This is a genomic window from Chitinophaga sancti, from assembly GCF_034424315.1.
Taxonomy (GTDB): Bacteria; Bacteroidota; Bacteroidia; order Chitinophagales; family Chitinophagaceae; genus Chitinophaga; species Chitinophaga sancti.
The window spans coordinates 7,348,584-7,366,700 of the sequence record NZ_CP139972.1; the positions used below are offsets into that span (position 1 = coordinate 7,348,584).

An 18,117-nucleotide genomic window follows, 5' to 3' on the forward strand; every position below is an offset into this window, starting at 1 on the left:
TTTTTTTTAACCAAACTCTTTTCTTCGTAATTTTAGCAAAAGGCATAATTATGAAGGTATTAATCACAGGAAGTAACGGATTATTGGGCCAGCACCTTATCCCCCTATTTTCAAAGGATTCCCGCTACGAAGTTATTGCTACCGGCAGGGGCGCCAATCGCCTCCCCAACCAGGATGGGTATCTCTATGAACCCGCAAATCTCAGGGATTCCTCCAGCGTAAATCAGTTACTACAGAAGCATCAGCCAGATATCGTTATCCACGCGGCAGCCATGACCCAGGTAGACGATTGTGAAAGAAACAAAGATGCCTGTTGGGATTGTAATGTCAACGCTACCCGCTATCTCCTCCAGGCCGCAGAAAAAAGCAAGAGCTTTTTCATTTTCCTTTCCACCGACTTTGTCTTCGATGGTTTACAGGGTCCTTACTCAGAAGAAGATGCCGTAAACCCTATCAGCTATTATGGCGCTACCAAAGTAGCCGCAGAAAGGCTTGTCCAGAATAGCCATTTATCCTGGTCCATCGTGCGTACAGTATTGGTATACGGCATTGCCGCAGACCCTAAACGCAGTAATATTATCACCTGGGTAAAAACGAACCTGGAACAGGGCAAGAAATTGAAAGTAGTAGATGACCAGTGGCGTACCCCAACCCTGGTGCAGGATCTGGCCGCAGGTTGTAAACTGGTAGCCGATAAGAAGGCAACAGGGATCTACCACATTTCAGGTAGTGAAACCCTTACGCCCTATCAGATGGCCGTTCAGACAGCCGGTTATTTCCAGTTAAACCCACAATTGTTGGAGAAAGTAGATGCCAAAACCTTTACCCAGCCGGCTAAACGCCCCGCTAAGACAGGTTTCGTGATCAGTAAAGCCGTACAGGAACTGGGCTATCAGCCGCACAGTTTTGAAGAGGGATTACAGATAGTAGCCAAAGAAATTTAGGCCCCTAGAAAACAATACGACGTTTAGGTACCCCAAAGAATTTCTGGATAGAGTCGTTTGCTTTAGTCGTATCAGCCAGTGGGGCTGTGACCGGAACTAACAATCGGTAAAGGCTCGTATCAATGGCATCAGCTTGCAATGTTACGTAACCCCTGCCATTTTTATGATGAAAGTTCAGTTTTTTGGTCGCATCCTTCAGGTTGTGATATTCACCAACCACCACATAATAGGTTTTATCAGTCGGCGTAGGAGCAGATGCCGCTGCCTGTTGCAGACTGCTGTCTGAACGGGTAGTGGAATCCTGCACGCGCGTAGTATCTGCTACCACAGGCGCACTCCTGTCTGCAGAGATCACAGGTTCCTGGTTATTGCCCTGCTGACTAGCTATCAGCCACCATACCAAACCTGCTGCCAGCACAGCCGCTACAGGTACTGCCACCCACCACCAGCGGAAGGAAGAACCCCGCTCCTCCGGATAAGGAGGATAATCTGTGTTAGCCGTATACTCAGCATTGGGCTTTGCATTTTCTGATGAAGCAGACAAATGATTCACCACCTGGTTATTCACAAACTCCTTGTCACCAATGGTCACACGGTGGCTGACGTCTGTTCTGATCACAGGCTGTACCATCAGGGTTTCCAGCTCAATAGGCAGGTATTCTGCAATAAAGGTAATCTGCCCCGCTACATCCATTTTCAGCTGTCCTACGCCCGGAACGGCAAAGGTCTGACCCGATTTCAGCAGTGCATGCACCTCCGCTACATATTTCTCCATCTTCATCCGGGCAATGTTATCCACCAGGTGCTCTCTCTGGGAAATCCATTTCACCAGTTGCTCTTCATCTCCCCATGTATCCTCAAACCGGATCACCTCCTGTGGAGGTTCCAGAGTTTTGGTTGTTACATTATAGCGCGCTGGAATATGTTGCACCAAAAAGATGCCTGTTTTGGGGAGAATACAAGGTTCCTTCCGGAACAAAGTGTCCTGTATATATTGCTGTAGTACCAATGTTAATATAAAATATTCCTTAGTAAAATGACTCTCTATCAATAAATATGCCTGTGTTTGCTATCCTTCCCGTGTGAGAAGGATAGCCTCACAGTATGCAATGGTACGATTTTAAAATTTAACCATTACACCACCTACTACGTTGAAACCGTAGGTGTTGTAACCATACCAGCGCTGATAGCGGGTATTGAAGATATTATTGGTGTTCAACCACAGGTTGAAGTTCTTGTTAATGTCATAGCTGGCGCCCGCATTCAGATCCCAGCCACTCTTCGTCTTCCGGAAGTCCCCGTTTGCCAGGTAATAGCTGCTGCCCAGGAAAAATGCATTTGCATTCAGGTGCAGTTTTCTGGCAAAAGTATATTGTGCAAACGCTTCGGTCTGGAATGGCACCAGGCCCCACGGTTTCACCTCAGTCTTCTGTTTATTATAGTTAAACCAGTCTACTGTAAAGCGCAGCTGGAACTTCTCTTCCTGGATATAACCTACTTCCGCATGCAGGTTGAAAGCACGCAGTTCTGCTTCGTTCCTGGAGTAGAAAGTCTTACCGTCCAGGCTATCATTTACAAACAGTGGCATGTTGTACCAGGTCACTGCTGCAAACTTGGTGTTGTAGTTGAAATGGCTACCCAGGGTTCCTTTGATACCTGTGTATTTCTCTTCCACACGGGTATTCAGGATACCGCTGCCATAGCTGGCAAAGAACGGATTCGTATTGGTCATGTTGCGGTAGCTGTTCTTATTGATATAAGAGATCCAGCCACTGCTCAGGATGACTTTCTTGTAGATGAGGTGTGATTCGTTCACAATGTCTGGCAGCAGGTAGAACTTGCTGTTGGTCCAGGTTGGGTTCACACCCGCATGCAGTACAAACCTTGGTTTGATGATCTCCAGTGCAGGATGAATAGCAACTACATTATTGTTGAACTGTGCACTATCCTTTGCTTTGAAAGAAGAGAGGTCAAAGAGTCCTTCCACACGCAGGAAGATGTCTTCGAACAGTTGCTTGCTCACCGGTGCCTTCAGGATCACAGTAGGTTCCTTACGGTTGTAGGCATCGCTGTAGTAAATGAATTTTGCAGAAGGCTGGAACATAAATGCCCAGTCATTCTGTGGCCTGTTCTTCACACCCACCTGTGCGGTGAACTGGTTGAAGGCCTGCTTTACATCGCTCTTACTGTAGTCGTATGCTGCGTGGTCATAGCCATAATAATGTAACTGGTTGCGATCATAACCTACACTACCATTGATCTCCAGGATAGGGGAGAAGTAAGTACCGGATGCCAGCACGTTGAGTGTACTGTAATCCTGGTTCTTGATGCTCCCTTTGGAGGAAGTGTAATTACCATAGATCCCGAAATTGTATTTATCCTGTCTGCCGCTACCAAAGCCTGCCTGGATGAGCGGTGTACTCAGGTTACCATAACCTGCTTTGATAAAGTTGTTCTGCAGGGTTGCCAGTGTATCCTTGCCCAGGGCCAGTGGTTTCAGGGGCACTGGCTGATAGAGGAAGGAAAGGTTCAGTGCAGGTACCTTGTACTGGTATTTAGGACGCGTGGTATCAGAAGCCGGCAGGGTCGCTGTCAGGTTCAGTTTAGCCGCATCCCGCAGTTTCGGGCGGTAGTTTGAGATGATATCAATCGTTTCCTGTTTCAGGTTTTTGTCCTGGGCAATACCCTGCTGTGCCAGCATTACTGCCCCTGTAACTGTTAAAACCCGTTGAATATGTTTGATATATGCGTTCATGCTATGGTCGTAGTTCGTAATTATTTATTGGATTTGATCTTTGATGCCGCTTTTTCTTCAGCCTCTGTCTTCGCCAGTTTTTCTTTTGCTTCCGCTTTCAGCTCAGCGATAGAGCTGTTTTCGGCAATACTCTGGTAGGTCGCTTTGGCATTGAAATAGTCTTTCTGACGGGCGTAGATATCACCCAGCAGGATGTAGGATTTAGCTACCCACATTTCATATCCCGGCGTATTTTTAATGACATCAAATCCTGCTTTTTCAGCAGCAGCCAGGTCGTTTTTGGCAAACAGGCAAACCGCAATATTATATCTTGCTTCCGCACCGGTTTCTGATTTTGTCAGACCAGCAGCTATTTTCAGTTCCTTCATCGCTTCGTCGTACTGACCTTGTTCCTGCTGGGATCTACCCAGGTTGAAGTGACCAATGATCTGGTCGTCAGTACTGATATTGGAGCTGGACAGCAGCACTTCTGAATAGTTACCAACTTCATCCCAGTGTTTCAGCTGGTAGTTTGTGCGGATCAGGCCCCTGGTTGCAGTAAAGGTATTTTCCTTGGTGGTAGAGAGGTCCTGCAATTGCAGGTAATAAGTACGTGCTTTCTCATAGTTCTTAGTCTGGTAGTAATTGATATTGGCAGCCTGCAGCGCAGCACGTTCTGCATACACGCTTGCATTTTTAGACAATACAAATTCATAACCAGGCAAAGCCCCGCTGTAATCTTTATTATTATAAGCGCACTCTGATTTGTAGAACTGTGCAGGCAGAATAAACTGACCTTCAGGGTAGCGATGAATATAATTGCTGAATGCAGCTGTGGCACCTGTGCAATCGCCGGTACTGAATTTGGATTCAGCAGCAGCATATGCCAGGGAGTCTTCAGCATTTGTAGAAACAGTACGACCGGTAGATTTCAGTAATGCTACATAAGCATCGGTTTTACCCTGACCTACATAGATATCTTTGATACTTGCCAGTGCTGTATTTGCTTCAGGAGAGTTTGGATATTTCTCTACTACCTGGCGGTAATAGGAGAGGGCTTTGGTTTCATCATCTCTGTTGAAGTAGCAAAGACCCAGTTTCAGCAATGCTCTTGGCGCATTCGGACCATTCGGTTGTTTGTTCAGCACATTTTCCAGGTATGGAATGGCTTCGTTATATTTTTCTTCTGCCAGGTAAGTATTGGCAATTTCAAGATCAGCATCATTACCAAAACCGGAAGACGGAAATTTATCACCCAGTTGTTTCAGCAGCGCCACTTTTTCATTGGTCTTACCCTGGATCCCAAGGATGATACTTTTCTGGTAAATAGCGTAGTCAGAACCCGGTAGGCTGCCTGAAATAATACGGTCATACAGTGCCAGCGCCCTTGTATAATCTTTCAGCATGTAGTAGCAGTCAGCAGCACGCAGGGTAGCATCGTTGGTGATGCGTACTGCATTCGGCCCACTGGTGCGTTGTGCAGCTTCGAAGTGCTTGAGGGCATTGGTGTAATCTTCTTTTTTGAGCAATGCATAACCCATGTTGTAGCTCGCAGTCTGAGGATTGGCTTCACCTGAAGAAGGTGCAGTGCTGGTCAGGTAAGTATTCAGGTGCGTGATGGCGCCATCAGTATTGTTCTGACGCATGGCAATTTCTGCTTTCCAGAAATGCGCCAGCTGAACGGTATTATTATCATAAGAATTCTTGATGGCGATGTCCAGCAGTTTGTCTGCATCCTGCAGTTGCTGGTCATTGATCAGTTCTACGGCACGGCCGTAAGCAATTTTCTGATATGCTTTCAGTACAGTAGGATTCTTGTCAGGAATCTGATCTACCACTGCCATCGCATCTTTGTAATTATTAGTGTTGAGAAAGGCGCTGACCAATACTTCCCTTGCTTCGTTTTTGTAAGCAGAATTCGGATACGTGCTCAGGAAACTGGTGAGTTCAGAGATAGCCACATCGCCATACCCGAGTTCGTAGGAGAGCTTACCGTAGTTGAAGCGGGAAATCTCTTGTTGGCCGGGGTTTGCGCTGTTGCGTGCACAGAAAGCGAAGGCATTACGTGCATTGGCTTTCTGCCCTGTTTTCAGGTAACAATCACCCAGCAGGTACATGGAGTTCTGACCCAGGGAATCTTTCTCACTGCTCAGTTGTTTGAAACCATTGATTGCTTTTGCGTAATTACCTGTCTGGTAATAGCTGTAAGACAGCTGATAAATATCTTCTTTGCGAACTTCTTCTGCATTATCCTGGTATTCCTGGAGGTAAGGCAGTGCCTTTGCATAGTTACCTTTTTCGAAGTAGGTCTGACCCAGTAACTGTTTCAGTTCTGCTTCGTAGTACTGACCACCTGCATTTACGAGTGGCTCAGCATAGGAGATCACCTGGTCTGGTTTACGCTGGAAGTAATAAATTTCGGCAATATAATAAGGTACGACAGTGCTGTATTTAGGTTCTTTTACTACACGCTGGAAACTGGTGAGCGCTTCAGCATACTGGTGATTGTAGTAGGCGATGAAACCATAGTAGTAGTTAGCCGGGATGTAGTATTTACCAGGCAGTTCCTTGATCGATTGAAACAGGGGTTGTGCCTTTTTAAAGTCTTTTACGTTGAAGTAGCAGTAGGCCAGTTCGAATTTAGCTTCTGCAATTTCGTGGTTAGAGAGGTTTTCGATGCTGGCTTTTTCGTACAGCGGAATCGCTTCTTTCAGTTTGTTCTGGTGAAAGTAGTACTTAGCCAGTTGATAGCTTACCAGTTCTTCCCTTGCATTGTTATTGGAGGTAGCGAGAAATTCCAGGGCTGCTTTTTCAGCGTTTGCGTTATTCAGTTTGAGTGCGCAAACGGTGTAATAGTATTGAGCATCTGTTTTGACCAGGCTACGACTGGTTTCCTGAAAATAGCCGATGTTATCAAGTGTTTGCCTGAACAATTGCATAGCCACGGCATATTTTTCCTGTTGGAAAAGTTGCTGGGCATCTTTGAACACTTTATCCGGCTCCGTGTATTTGCGGGTTTGCTGGGCCTCGGCAACCGAAGTAGCCAGGATACAGCAGGTGGCCAGATAGAGAAACAAATGTCCGGGAACAAGAAACTTTTTTATGAATTGCATGCTTTTAACCTGTTATAAACTTTAATATGCGTTTTAAACGAATCCATTACAGTTATTATTTTCTGTTCAGGATCAATAAATAATGCTTTCAGGGAAACTAAAACAGGGACAAATATAGTTATTGCATTTAATTAATAAACTGCGCGGGCTTTGCAGATACAACATGGGCAAGCCCGCTAAAATCATACACTATCAAAAAATCAAAGATTTATATTTGTGCAAAGATCAAACCATTTTTGACATATGAGCAAACTGTTTTCTTCGAAAGCATCCAATGGTGCAATCAATTTCTCCTTATTATTGCTGCGTATTGCCTTTGGTGGCCTGCTGCTGTGGAATCATGGCCTGGGTAAATTAAAAGGATTTTCTGCCATGAAGGACTCCTTTCCGGATCCATTGCACATAGGGCATCCTATTTCTTTGGGCCTGGCCGTATTTGCAGAAGTATTTTGCGCAGGATTGGTAATAATAGGGCTGGCTACCCGCTTAGCGACTGTGCCTGTGATAGTTACGATGGGTGTGGCCTTGTTTTTGATTCATGGACACCAGGCATTAAAGGAGCAGGAACCAGCGATATTGTACCTGGTACCTTTTCTGGTGATCCTGTTTGCGGGTCCTGGTAAGGTAAGTCTGGACAATGCAATCGGGAAATAAGGACCTGGAAGAAAGATGGTTGAAACTGGATTTGGGCAATGGATGTACCAGACTATCATTCAGTCTGGAAATGAACTTAGAAATAATTCAGAAGAGCCCTGTTCAAAGTCAGAAAACGGCGCATTTGATCCATGCAATGGATTGATAGCATTGTAAATGAGAAAGTTAAAGCAAAGGATATGTTCATAGAAACAACACAAATCAGGGTAAGATATGGGGAGACAGACCAGATGGGCTACCTTTATTACGGAAATTATGCTTTATATTATGAAGTAGGGCGTGCAGAAGCCATCCGTAAACTGGGCTTCACATACGCCCAGCTTGAAAAAGAAGGTGTAATCATGCCTGTAGCAGAACTAAATGTAAAATACATACGGCCGGCTTACTATGATGACCTGATAACTGTGAAGACTATACTGAAAGAAATGCCTGTCGATCACAAGATCCGCTTTCATTCAGAACTGTATAACGAAAAGGGCGAGTTGCTGAACGTAGGTGTAACCACCCTCGTTTTTTTACACGCAGATTCCAAATTGAAATATGGCCTGCCTCCCCTTATGCGGGAAGCTTTAGCGCCTTTTTTTGAATAGCCTGTAATAATATTAATACTATGGAAGGGCAAAAGGTAGTAGCCAGTATCATCACTATTGGCGATGAATTACTGATCGGACAGACGATAGATACAAATTCGGCGTGGATGGCCCAGCAACTCAATGCAATGGGTATCTGGGTGCACCGCCGTGTAGCGATTGGCGACGTGAAAGAAGCCATCGTAAAGGCATTGGACGACGAGAGTGCATTGTCGCCTATTGTATTGATTACGGGAGGTTTGGGGCCTACCGCAGATGATATCACCAAACCCACGCTGGCAGAATATTTTGGCGGCACACTGGTAAGGGATGAAGCTACTTTTAAACAGGTAATGGAGTTCTTTGAAAGCCGGGGCTTGCCTCCCTTGCAAAGGAATATGGACCAGGCACTGGTACCGGATGTATGTACAGTGTTACATAATAAGAGAGGTACAGCGCCGGGTATGTGGTTCGAAAAGGATGGGAAGGTCTTTGTATCCATGCCGGGCGTACCATTTGAGATGAAAGGCCTGATGGAGGATCATGTATTGCCACGTTTGAAGCAATATTTCCAGACGCCAGTGGTGGTACATCAGACACTGATCATTGCCGGTATGGGAGAATCCTTTGTAGCAGAGCGTCTGGTTGATTTCGAAGCGCAGTTGCCTGCCAATATCAAGCTGGCATACCTGCCGTCTTTAGGTACGATTAAGTTACGCCTTACAGCACATGGGCAGGATAAATTATCAACAGCTGCTTCACTGTCTATGCAGTTTCACAAGCTGAAGGATATTCTTTCAGACATTGTTATTGCAGACCAGGACCAGCCGATAGCTGCCGTAATTGGTCAGCTGCTGCAGGCAAAAGGGAAGACGGTAGGTACAGCCGAAAGCTGCACGGGTGGATATATTGCTCATAGCATGACATCAGTACCGGGTAGTTCTGCATGGTACAGGGGCAGTGTGATCAGCTATGCAAACGAAATAAAGACCCGTATACTGGGTGTGAAACCAGAAACCCTGGCGGCGCATGGAGCCGTAAGTGAGGCCGTGGTAAAGGAAATGGTGCGTGGAGCACTGGCACATTTGCAGACAGACTATGTCATTGCTGTATCCGGAATCATGGGGCCTGATGGCGGAACGCCGGAGAAGCCTGTGGGTACAGTATGGATAGGTGTAGGAAGTGCAACAGAAACAGTGGCCGTGAAATTTCAGTTAAGATACGACAGGTATCTGAATATCCAGATGGCGGCGGCTTATGCGATGAGTGAGCTGCGGAAGATCATTCTATAAAATGATGTTCATCAGAATAGAAGCAAGCTGTGGCCCTGTTCCTGATTATTAGTATTTAATTCATACTTTTGTTTTCTATCAAATAGTTAAACGCAATCTTATGGCCATTGTAGAACTGGTAATGCCCAAGATGGGAGAAAGTATTATGGAAGCCACCATATTACGCTGGCATAAAAAACCGGGAGATCAGGTAAAATCTGATGAAACTATCCTGGAAATTGCCACTGATAAGGTAGACAGCGAAGTACCTTCTATCGCCGATGGCGAAATTACCGAGATACTCTACGCAGAAAATGATGTAGTTCCGGTAGGTGCTGTAATAGCACGTATCAGCACAAAAGTGGAAGCAGCAGCATCTGCGCCTGCTACAGCTCCTGAAGCCCCTGTACAGCAACAGCAACAGGCGGAAGTGGAGGTGGTAAAGCCACAGGTGGAAGTACATGAGCCACAGTTTACAACCGCTGCTGGCCCTCGTTTTTATTCTCCCCTGGTGCTCACGATCGCACAACAGGAGGGTATTGGTTTTGCCGAGCTCGAGAAAATTCCGGGTACAGGTAATGAGGGTCGTGTGACGAAGAAAGATATACTCAATTATGTAGAATCCAAGGCAAAAGGTTTTGTGCCTACGGCTACGCCAATGCCTGCTAAGGCGGCAGAAGCACCGGTAGCACAGGAACAGCCTAAAGCACAGCCACAGGTTCAGCCAGCTCCTCAGCCGGTAGCTGCGCAGGCTCAGCCACAGGCACCTCAGGTACAGGTACAGCCACAAACTGCGGCTTCATCCAATGGACAGGCCGCTACTTACAGTGGTGCTGTTGAAATCATTGAAATGGATCGTATGCGTAAGCTGATTGCAGATCATATGATGAAGAGTGTGCAGACCAATGCACACGTCACCAGTTTTGCAGAAGCAGATGTAACGAACATTGTGAGATGGAGAGACCAGGAGAAAAAGATCTTCGAAAAGAGAGAAGGAGAGAAGATCACCTTCACCCCACTTTTCATAGAAGCATTAATAAAATGTCTCAAGAAATATCCTTTATTGAATAGCTCCCTGGAAGGTGATAGGATCATCGTCAAGAAAGATATCAATGTGGGTATGGCAGCAGCACTGCCTACGGGCAACCTGATCGTTCCGGTGATCCGTAATGCAGACCAACTGAACCTGGTGGGTCTGACCAAACAGGTAAACCTGCTGGCGAACGCTGCACGTAATAATAAACTGAGGCCGGAAGATACCCAGAATGGCACTATTACCTTAACGAATGTGGGTAATTTTGGTAGCCTGGCAGGTACGCCTATTATTAATATGCCGCAGGTAGCAATACTGGCAGTAGGTACCATAAAGAAGCGCCCGGTTGTGATTGAAACAGAGCATGGAGATACTATCGCGATCCGCCACATGATGTACCTGTCTATGTCTTATGATCACAGGATCATTGACGGGGCACTGGGATCAACATTCCTGAGTGCAGTGGTACATGAGCTGGAGCATTTTGATGTGCACAGAGAATACTAGCAGAAGATATTAATTGGATTTGCCGCGGCTTCAATTGCCCGCCGTTGGCGAACCTTATTAACAAATGGCGCTTTCACTCAGGTGGAGGCGCTTTTTTGTTGGGAGTGCTAACTAATGGGAGAACTGACTAATGAAGCGTTTAAGGATTTATTGCCGGAGATATTAACAAACTTAGTTTCCAGGAGGAAAGCGGGCCTGGATGATGTAAGCGCATTAAGTAAGCTATTTGGTTAGCACAACGAATGAATTGCTGGCATTTTCACAAATAAAAAGCTCCCAATTGGAATTGGGAGCCTTTTAATTTCTTGACCGAAATAAGCTTTGGGCCAACAGAATAATTAATAACGGCCACGGCCACCGCCGCCACCATATCCGCCACCACCGCGGTTTCCACCAAATCCACCACCTCTTGAATTATTATTCGGTTGTTTAGGTCTTGCTTCGTTTACCATCAGTTGTTTGCCTTCGATTTCAGTACCGTTCAAACTATCCATAGCCTTGCTACCTTCTTCCTGGTTTGGCATTTCCACAAAACCGAAACCGCGTGAACGGCCAGTCTCATGGTCCTTGATAATTTTTGCAGAAGTTACCTCGCCAAATTCGCTGAATATCTGGTGAAGGTCCGCATCGTTCAACCTGTAGTGCAGGTTGGCTACGTAAATGTTCATGACTAAAAAATTAAAAAAATGAAAAATAATACTGAAGTTAAAGAAATAAGTTCAATAAATGCATCAGCCCCAAAAATTATTTCCTTACAGGACTTTTTGACGTTCAAATTTACCCTCAAATCCCCACAGATAGTACCAAAGTTGACTCTCAGATCCGCTCAGATAGCACCAAAATGGGGGCTGGAATATGCGCTTTTTTTTGTAAATTAAGAATGATAATCCATTAAATTTTGTTTAATATGAAGAGTCTGAGCGAAACCTGGTTTGCCGATGGTTATATTGATTTTGAGTCGAAAAAGTACTCTTTACTGGCTTATCTTCAACAAATCAACCGTTATTTTAATGAAAACAAGCTGTATCCGCAGCTGGGGGATCTAATCTTTCACTACAACAACCTGGTATCTTTTAGGGACAATAAGCAGTATTTACAACAACAGTTTCCCAAACGGCTGACAGCGGTGAACCTGGAGCGCCTCCAGTTATTGTATGAACAGATCGTATCAGATGATGAGCTGATGAAGGAACTGGAGAGTATTATCCAGTTCGCCATGTTCAGGATGAATAATGCAATTAAGGATGGAACGGAGATCTATGACTTTGTGGAGGATAGCCTGAGGATTTCACCCGTGGGCCTCATTCCCCTTGATTCCCAGGAGGGGTACTTCTTTTTGTGTGATGGCCGGCAGCAGGAGACTTTGGTATATGAGTACCGGTTAAGCATCTTTGAGCGGCATGATGAAAAGTACCGGGGAATTCATACTGAGTACCTGGAGTCTTATGCAAAAGACCTGGTTCACTCCTGTGAGCATATTAAAACAACGCTCATAAAGAAACGCAAGAAACTGCCGAACCCCGCTGTGTACCGGGTGGATACTAAATTGGCATTTCCTGTGAACGAAACCTTATTACCGGTTGCGAAGCGAAGTCTCGTAAAATATATAGCGAATCACGCAGCCTGAAAAATTGCTGGTTGGAGGCGGGAAACCGACTCCAACCAGCGGGAGCAAGAGAGTTGGAACAGGGCTTAGCCCGACCCCAACTCTCTTGCTAATTAAGTAAGGGCATCTTCGCGCCACCAAACTCCACCACCAGCTCATGATCCTTCAACCACGGTTTATAATATTCTCTTATAATCTTCACCACCTTCTCCTTACTCTGATTTATATATAATTTATTCCCCTCCAGCTGCCCTCTCGATTCCGTATACAACTTCTTCTGCACACCTGTATATGTCTCATCATTCGAAAACAATAACCAACCCTTCCTATTCGCCGTTTCCATCCTATCCACCCGCAATTCATAACTCAGCAATTTCGGTTCCGGCAGTCGCACCACAATCTTCTTATCTGAAATCTCCACTTTAAAATTCGTTGAATCCACATCGACCCCATACTTCGCTACATAAGGTACTGTTACCCAAACCGTATTCTCCACAAACGCTTTTTTCATATTATTCATCCAGGTACCATCATCCACCACATTACTCTGTTTAGTCGTCGCGCTTCCCTGCACCTCCAAACTCGCCAGTTCTGCAATTTCTTTTACAATCAAACTATTCGATAAGATCTCCTGGTTTACATTCTTACTCCCAAACTGTTTCCCCAGCCAGAAGAGTAATAATGCAAAAGCAATAAGTATTAAAAAAAGTAAAAATCTTTTCATATTGGCAATCATAAATTATCTGGTTAAATCGGTAATAATTTCATCCATCACTTCAATCATCCCGTCATCATTCCCTTTGTCAACTTCTGTATCAATAATCTCCCAATCACCTCCATCCCTGTCATCACTCACCTCGTCAATTCCCCAATAATCCCCGCATGCGCAGGATACGCCCGCTGCAACTCCTTCCTGGCCCCCAGCTCAAAATCCGCAAAATCAAATCCCGGCGCCACCGTACACCCTACCAAAGTATATCCATCCACCACTTCCACCCTCGATGCAAACCAACTCCCCGCTGTTATCACCAGCTGCGGTTTCTCTCCCAGGTGCACATGCTTACCCAGCTGATGTACTACCAGTGCACCCTCCGCCTTTATCTCATAAATAGTCAGCGTATACCCATCATAGAAATGCCACATCTCATCAGCTGCAATCCTGTGAAACGCAGAAAAATCCCCATACTCCAGCAAAAAGTAAATCCCCGTCGATGCATTGCGCTCCCCCTTAAAAGCAGACGGTAATACAGACGTAGGTACTTTCAGCGCCGCCCGGTACGTTTCCCGGAAAGAACCGCCTTCCACATGAGATTCCAATTGCAAATGTTCGCGCCAGTACTCGGCATTATGTTGCTGGTTGATAATCATAGCGTTTTGTATGAACTACAAAGAAAGCAAAAAAGGTGCCTTATGAGGACACCTTTTTTATTGTATAGTAAAAATTATCTGCGCATAGTTTTTATCAGGCCATTACCTGAAATAAGGATTCAAATTACATGAAATGATAATTTGCGATCCGGCACCGGCCATTTCCTTTATGCCACTGCCATTGTCTGTGCCACCGGCATCCTTGTAATCGTACTCTCAGACCCTTTGAAGAACTGAAAATCCTGGTTAAACAGATCCTGGTTATACCCCTCACTCTTCGTTATAAATGACTGCCACTGCTCCACATTCATCTGCTGCATATGCCTCATGGCATCCCTGAACCTCAGCATTCTAGCATACAACTGCGGCGTAATACCAATCACCTCCATAAACTTCCTTTCCAGGGTAGGACGGGAAATCTTAAACTTACGTACCAGCCGGTCAATATTCACATGCCCCTGGTGACGCAACATATAATCCGCTACCTCATCCATCTGCTTCAGGGAATGCTCCTGCGTTGCCATCATTTCCATGAAAGCCTTATCCAGGCTCGCATCCAGCTGCATATAATCAGTAGTTGCATTAATCGCCTCTACCAAATGCTGCCACTGCCCATTATCCTGCTTCAATAAATCACGATAGTAATTGTTAAATGCAGACATATTCAGCCCCGCTAATTTATAACAACCATACGCATTCAGTTGTACCACAGTCATCTTTACCGGACCCTGCACCTTGATCGTATGATGACAGGTGAAATGCCCTACCACTGCAGCCTTCGGTAATGTAAACGCTGCATGTTGCTCAGGCTGAAAAGTTACCTCACCCTCCTGTAAGAAAACCATATACAGGTCTCCTAAAGAAAATAAATTCTGGGGAAGATGGAGCAAACCATCATTGGCATTCTGTAAATGATAATAATGTTTTACATAAGGGGCAAGCGATGCTGCCGGAGAATAGATACGGAAGTTCATAGGATCAGCATTAGGTGGTTAGTTCGGTTACATCACAATCCAATCAGGGTCTCAATTGCAATACAAACATAGAGATTAGAAAGTATATAAAAAAAATTAATTTGAGTAGCTTGAAGCACAATACTTTATAAAAGAAAAATCCGGCTAAAAGCAGTAAGGGCCGCAATTTGCGGCCCTTACTCATCCAAAAAATATCCCTGAAATCAGTTAGTTTTGCTCCAAATCCCATCCCCAGTTTTTACCCTTATCCAGGGCCGGTACCCCCTTCGAAATCCACTCAGGTGCCGGTGCCCCCTTCAGAAAATGATCAAAAAACTGCTGCTCCCTACGTGATATATCCTTCCTGTTCTGCCGCTGTACCAGGTTATGCGCTTCATTATTATAATTCAGCATCCACACCGGTTTCCCCAATCTGCGCAGCCCTGTAAACAGCTCTATACCCTGGTACCAGGGCACTGCACCATCCGCATCATTCGCCATAATCGCCAGTGGCGTTGTCACATTTGGTAAATGAAACAGCGGAGAATTCTCTATATACAATTCCGGTTTCTCCCACAGCGTAGCCCCGATACGACTCTGTGAACGCTCATACTGAAACTGCCTGTTCATCCCACTTTCCCATCTTATACCACCATAGGCACTCGTCATATTTGCCACCGGAGCACCTGCCCACGCTGCACTAAACAACTTCGTCGCTGTTACCAGGTAAGATACCTGGTAGCCACCCCAGCTCTGACCCTGGATCCCCATCTTCGTACTATCTACCCATTTATTCGCTGCCAGTGCACGCGCCCCACTCACTACATAATCATACGCACTCTTTCCCGGATGCCCTTTCTCATAATGAATATCAGGTACCAAAACTAAATAACCCCTGCTCACAAAGAATGAAATATTCAACCTGGAAGGCGTTGGCGCAGGTGGTATATACCAGTATAATTGCTCAGATAATTTCTCATAGAAATACATCAATACAGGATATGATTTTGTGCTGTCAAAATCTTCCGGTTTATACAGGATGCCTTCTGCTGGCTGGCCATTGTAAGCCGTCCATTTAAAGAGAGAAGCTGTACCCCAGTTGTAGGTTGCCTGCTGCGGATTAAGATGACTTAATTGCACCGCATGCGGAATATCATTACCTACATATACATCAGGAGATTGTTGATAATTCTCTTTTGAATACAAATAGTAATTCGCATGCTCTGCCTTTAACAATTTAGTATAGTTGTAAGGCCCCATCACTACAAGTTTCAGGTTACTCTTTGTACTTTCAGTCGTGTAGTAACCATTCTCTTTTGTAATTTCATTGAATGTAAGTAATACCAGCTGCTGACCTGCTTTCAAAAAGCGTTCATCTTTCGCCAGCTTTACATACCGGAACACCAGGTGTTGCTGCCTGCCTGCACCAGCGGTAATCATGACTGGTACCTGCTTGCCGGCAGGGTCTACTTTCCATATATCATAACGGTCATAGATATACACTGCTGCGTCGTGTTCCAGCCACGCTGCAATCCCATAATTGCCAGGTGTTTCCGGCTGATCATCTTCTTCATCATATACCTGTACCGGAATATTTGCAGTGATATTTCGCGTGGTGCCTGTAGCCGTTTCGTAAGTGAAATAATGTTGCTGATTCAGATCATACCAGATCACATATTTTCCATCAGGAGAAATGAATGAAGTACTATCCAGGTCTCTGATAATTAACTTGCGGGATGCATCGGTGATACGCAGCAGGTAAGATGTCTTCAAAGTACCACCCGTCCATTGCATAGCTACCCGCTGATCCTTATCTGTATAAGCGATGGCATAGTCACTATTTCCTTCATCTGCAACCACTACATTATCCGCATCTTTATCTGCAAGCTGCAATACTTTTTTATTCCCGGGAAAATATGCAGCAAGAAAATTCTTCTGCTGATCTTTCTCCAGGTTCTTCAGCTGCATAGGTTGCAAATAATCATCGTGATAATTCCACACATCTACTTTTGCTACTTCAAAATCTACAATGTTCGTATCCTTTGCAGGTGGTACAGGTGCAGAACCAAAGAATAATCTTTCTCCATTCCTGCTGAACCACACTTTCCCGTTCTGACTTACAGACCAGCCAGCAGGAAAGGCTTTGGTATTTTTATCTGCAACAATATTACCTGTATCCTGCCCCGCAGTATAGTAATACAATTCATAGAATTGTTGCAGTGCTTTTGCACTGTCTCTGGTGTTTACCCATGCAGCCTGTTTACCTGCTTCATCAAATGCGAGTTGTGTTCTGTTGCCACATCCCCTGCTCAGTGTATCTGCTTTTCTCGCAGCTACATCCCATCGCAACAATGCATCGTGCGTAGCAGAATCCTTTTTATCAGCCACCAGTTCTACCAGCAGGTAATTACCAGTTTTACTGATCACATAATCCTGCACATTTTTGATGGTATCCTGTTGTCGCGTGTTGAGAGATACAATCACGAGGTTGCCACTGGCCGTATCAGCCTGTGGTTTCTCCAGCAGGTAAGCAAGCAGACCGCTGCCTTTTTCCGGTGTTTTAAAACTGCGGATAGTACCTGTTTTGTATACAGTATCTGCACCCGGGTATAAGATCCCCAGTGAATCTTTTGGCATCTCTGCCGGTTTTTTCTTTTTGATTTTTGCCTGTCTTACAGCCGCAAAAGTAGGCTTGATAGCAAATACCACATAACGGTTATCTTCCGTGATCAGGGGCGTGCTGCCGCGCGGTACCGAAATCTGTTTCTTTGATTTTGTGTCATAAATCACCAGGGAAGCATCACCTTCCTGCGGTGTAATGGTGTAAGCAACTAATTGTCCATTGTTGCTGATTACTTTGGTGCCAATGCTTTGCCAGCTGTCATATACACTGTGATCGAGTGGTTTTTTGGCTGCTTGCTGGGCATGGGTGAGAAGAGAAATGCCGGATAGAACGGCTGTAACCATCATTTTTTTCATAAGACTGGCAATTTAAAAAAAATACGGTAGTGTGTCATTTTGAATTTAGTTACGCCGTAGGCAACGAAAGCGTATTCCAGTGATTTGATGAAAATAGAAAATTCTAACAGGTATGTAATAGTATTTTATCCTGATTGCCACTTTCTGCATGAATCAACAAACATATTTGCATAAATGCCCCAAATAATTGCAGGAATATGCAGTTTTTATCCTTTTTTTTATTTGTTTTATGCTACAGGGAAGTAAACCCATTATGGAAGAATTTTTATCAACCAGCTTTAACTATTGAACTTAATATTTCATCTGAGCCATAGTCATCGTTAATCGTAAACAATAGCACTATTGAGCCACAGGATTTTCATTTACTGAGGTAAACCAGTTGCCAC

At 44.9% G+C, this 18,117-nt stretch carries 14 protein-coding genes; 6 read left to right on the top strand and 8 right to left on the bottom strand.

Annotated elements, in window-relative coordinates; genetic code table 11:
• Nucleotides 1–50: 50 nt before the first annotated feature.
• Nucleotides 51–944, top strand: a complete 894-nt coding sequence (locus tag U0033_RS28975; RefSeq protein WP_072361779.1) for an SDR family oxidoreductase — start codon at nucleotides 51–53, stop codon at nucleotides 942–944.
• Between the two features lie 4 nt (nucleotides 945–948).
• On the opposite strand, the gene U0033_RS28980 is transcribed toward U0033_RS28975, so the two are convergent.
• The 3 genes from U0033_RS28980 to U0033_RS28990 form a co-directional block, all read right to left on the bottom strand.
• Nucleotides 949–1,995 carry an HU domain-containing protein gene (locus tag U0033_RS28980; RefSeq protein ID WP_317043299.1) on the bottom strand — a complete coding sequence of 349 codons (1,047 nt, stop codon included), beginning with the start codon at nucleotides 1,993–1,995 and terminating at the stop codon, nucleotides 949–951.
• A 69-nt stretch (nucleotides 1,996–2,064) separates the two neighbouring features.
• On the bottom strand, nucleotides 2,065–3,699 hold the full coding sequence (locus U0033_RS28985; protein ID WP_072361785.1) for a TonB-dependent receptor: 1,635 nt from the start codon (nucleotides 3,697–3,699) through the stop codon (nucleotides 2,065–2,067).
• 20 nt (nucleotides 3,700–3,719) lie between these two features.
• Complete coding sequence (locus tag U0033_RS28990; RefSeq protein ID WP_083571549.1) at nucleotides 3,720–6,791, bottom strand: tetratricopeptide repeat protein; 3,072 nt, start codon at nucleotides 6,789–6,791, stop codon at nucleotides 3,720–3,722.
• Nucleotides 6,792–7,034: 243 nt separating this feature from the next.
• On the opposite strand from U0033_RS28990, the gene U0033_RS28995 reads away from it, so the two are divergent.
• The 4 genes from U0033_RS28995 (at nucleotide 7,035) to U0033_RS29010 (ending at nucleotide 10,825) form a co-directional block, all read left to right on the top strand.
• On the top strand, nucleotides 7,035–7,445 hold the full coding sequence (locus U0033_RS28995; protein ID WP_072361788.1) for a DoxX family protein: 411 nt from the start codon (nucleotides 7,035–7,037) through the stop codon (nucleotides 7,443–7,445).
• Between the two features lie 131 nt (nucleotides 7,446–7,576).
• Nucleotides 7,577–8,035, top strand: coding sequence for an acyl-CoA thioesterase (locus U0033_RS29000; protein ID WP_245801776.1), 459 nt, complete (start codon nucleotides 7,577–7,579; stop codon nucleotides 8,033–8,035).
• Between the two features lie 20 nt (nucleotides 8,036–8,055).
• Nucleotides 8,056–9,306: a CinA family nicotinamide mononucleotide deamidase-related protein gene (locus tag U0033_RS29005; protein WP_072361791.1), complete on the top strand. Its 1,251-nt coding sequence runs from the start codon at nucleotides 8,056–8,058 to the stop codon at nucleotides 9,304–9,306.
• A gap of 100 nt (nucleotides 9,307–9,406) precedes the next feature.
• Nucleotides 9,407–10,825 (top strand): dihydrolipoamide acetyltransferase family protein, encoded by a 1,419-nt coding sequence (locus U0033_RS29010; RefSeq protein WP_072361793.1) that lies wholly within the window; start codon nucleotides 9,407–9,409, stop codon nucleotides 10,823–10,825.
• A gap of 338 nt (nucleotides 10,826–11,163) precedes the next feature.
• On the opposite strand, the gene U0033_RS29015 is transcribed toward U0033_RS29010, so the two are convergent.
• Nucleotides 11,164–11,493 (bottom strand): RNA recognition motif domain-containing protein, encoded by a 330-nt coding sequence (locus U0033_RS29015; protein WP_072361796.1) that lies wholly within the window; start codon nucleotides 11,491–11,493, stop codon nucleotides 11,164–11,166.
• Nucleotides 11,494–11,732: 239 nt separating this feature from the next.
• Here U0033_RS29015 and U0033_RS29020 point away from each other — a divergent pair, with 239 nt between their 5' ends.
• On the top strand, nucleotides 11,733–12,452 hold the full coding sequence (locus U0033_RS29020) for a hypothetical protein (protein WP_072361802.1): 720 nt from the start codon (nucleotides 11,733–11,735) through the stop codon (nucleotides 12,450–12,452).
• 88 nt (nucleotides 12,453–12,540) lie between these two features.
• On the opposite strand, the gene U0033_RS29025 is transcribed toward U0033_RS29020, so the two are convergent.
• From U0033_RS29025 to U0033_RS29040, 4 genes are all read right to left on the bottom strand, one after another.
• Complete coding sequence (locus tag U0033_RS29025; RefSeq protein WP_072362254.1) at nucleotides 12,541–13,155, bottom strand: DUF4230 domain-containing protein; 615 nt, start codon at nucleotides 13,153–13,155, stop codon at nucleotides 12,541–12,543.
• A 128-nt stretch (nucleotides 13,156–13,283) separates the two neighbouring features.
• Nucleotides 13,284–13,799 carry a cupin domain-containing protein gene (locus U0033_RS29030; protein ID WP_072361805.1) on the bottom strand — a complete coding sequence of 172 codons (516 nt, stop codon included), beginning with the start codon at nucleotides 13,797–13,799 and terminating at the stop codon, nucleotides 13,284–13,286.
• A 167-nt stretch (nucleotides 13,800–13,966) separates the two neighbouring features.
• On the bottom strand, nucleotides 13,967–14,773 hold the full coding sequence (locus U0033_RS29035) for a DUF6597 domain-containing transcriptional factor (RefSeq protein WP_072361808.1): 807 nt from the start codon (nucleotides 14,771–14,773) through the stop codon (nucleotides 13,967–13,969).
• 207 nt (nucleotides 14,774–14,980) lie between these two features.
• Complete coding sequence (locus U0033_RS29040; RefSeq protein WP_072361811.1) at nucleotides 14,981–17,731, bottom strand: alpha/beta hydrolase family protein; 2,751 nt, start codon at nucleotides 17,729–17,731, stop codon at nucleotides 14,981–14,983.
• Nucleotides 17,732–18,117: the final 386 nt, after the last annotated feature.